This window comes from Thiolapillus sp. (assembly GCF_048562965.1).
GTDB lineage: Bacteria > Pseudomonadota > Gammaproteobacteria > Chromatiales > Chromatiaceae > Thiolapillus > Thiolapillus brandeum_A.
On the sequence record NZ_JBHNMF010000664.1, the window covers coordinates 1 to 1,677 of the forward strand.

General features: G+C 57.2%; 2 protein-coding genes. Both read left to right on the forward strand.

Annotated elements, in window-relative coordinates; genetic code table 11:
* Window positions 1–206: 206 nt before the first annotated feature.
* Entirely contained in the window at window positions 207–1,133 is a 927-nt protein-coding gene (locus ACOCD2_RS18910) for a DNA-binding protein (protein WP_293674772.1), read from the forward strand.
* A 66-nt stretch (window positions 1,134–1,199) separates the two neighbouring features.
* Window positions 1,200–1,589, forward strand: a complete 390-nt coding sequence (locus ACOCD2_RS18915) for a KfrB domain-containing protein (protein WP_305802454.1) — start codon at window positions 1,200–1,202, stop codon at window positions 1,587–1,589.
* The last annotated feature ends 88 nt before the right edge of the window (window positions 1,590–1,677 follow it).

The following is a 1,677-nucleotide window of genomic DNA, read 5'->3' on the forward strand; positions in this document are numbered from 1 at the left end:
GCCAGGAGGTCGAGGTAGACCTGCTGGGCGTCGAGCTGGTGGCGGTCATGGAAGCCTGATCCGCCGACCCCATAACTTCAGTCCCGAGAAGAGCCCCGCCTAGTGCGGGTTTTTTGCCTGGCAGGACAAAACCGCCTTGACAAATTATAGTAGTATTATTATTATTATTCTTACCGCTGCTTATTTAAACGAGGAAGGTGACTGTCATGGCGCAAATGAGCAAGGAGGTCCGGGATCGTGTCTTCGCTGCGGCGGACGATCTGTATGAGCAGGGTGGCCGTGAGGGCTTTCCTACCGTTGATGTGGTGAGAAAAGCCGCGCGGGTCAACATGAATGACGCCAGTGCGGCCATGAAGGAGTGGAGGCGCGCTCAGACCTCCCAGGCATCTCCCTTGGCCGTGCAGGTACCTGAGTCGGTTATGCAGGCTGCACAGTCCTTCGTGGGCTCACTCTGGGCACAGGCTCAGGAGTTGGCCAACGAGTCACTGCGGGCGGCACAAGCCGGGTGGGAGTCGGAGCGCGAGGAGTTGGACGTAATGCGCCAGGAGCTGGCGGACGCCTACGAGTCACAGGCGGTCGAGCTTGAGCAAACGGCCACCCGGCTGACAGCGTTGGAAAAGTCCGAGGCCACTGCCAAGGCTGATGTGGCCGATCTTCGGGGCAAGGTCGCTGAAGTCGGCGAACGTGCTGCAACCTCAGAGGCTCGTGCGAGCGAGTTGCGGGCCGAGTTGAATCGCGCGCACGCCGACGTGGAAAAGCTGCGTGTTGAGCGTGACAAAGCCCTGGAGGCCGTCAAAGAATCACGCGCCGAACATCGGGCGGAGATGAAGGAGTTGCGGTCTGAGATCGACGCTGTGCGCGCTACGTCCGCAAAGGAGCGGGATCGCCTCTCTGGCGCTCTTTCAAAGGCCGAGGCCCAGCTTCAGTCCGAGCGTGATCAGTTCGCTGAACAGCGCAAGCAGACGGCGCAAGAGGTGGCGCGCCAGGCGGAGCGGTACACCAGGCTTCAGGCGGACCTCGATGCGGCGAGAAAGGATGCTCGTGCCTTTAGTGAGGAGGCCGCCCAGTTGCGTGGCCGTGTGGAGGCCTTGGATCAGGTCCTCAAAATCCAGTCGCATACGAAGAAAAGTTGAGGTGATAACTGCGTCTTATTACTATAACCTTAATTTTTCCCATTTGTTGTACTGCGCCAAGGATACTTGGCGCTTCTGATCGTGTTGATTTACGAAGGAGCTTCCCAAATGAAAAGACGTGTGTTGGTGATGAACGGTCAACGCATCGTTCAGTCCGACAGCGGGGAGGGATGGCGCAGTGAGAAGGTTGAAAAGGCCTTCAATCTGAAGGCCGGCATTTACAACATTTATACAGCCTCGCCGACTGATAAGACGCAGGCCAGCTCTGGCGTGATCGTGCACGCCGACAAGGATTCCGTGTACCAGCAATGCGGTAAAAAAATCGTTATGCATTCGCGCAATGATTTCGATAGAGTACCTGGAATAGGGAGCGCAAAGCGCATCGAATACAATGCTGATGGACGGGCTGTTGCAGCTGACTCTTCGATCAGGCAGGCCCATAGTCACTCCCGCTGATTTTAGCCGCTAAAATTCAGGGAGACGCTTTGTGGGTATGTTAGGGAAAGGTGAGCTCGTCCCTTGGCTGCTATTCCCCAGGGTGGTC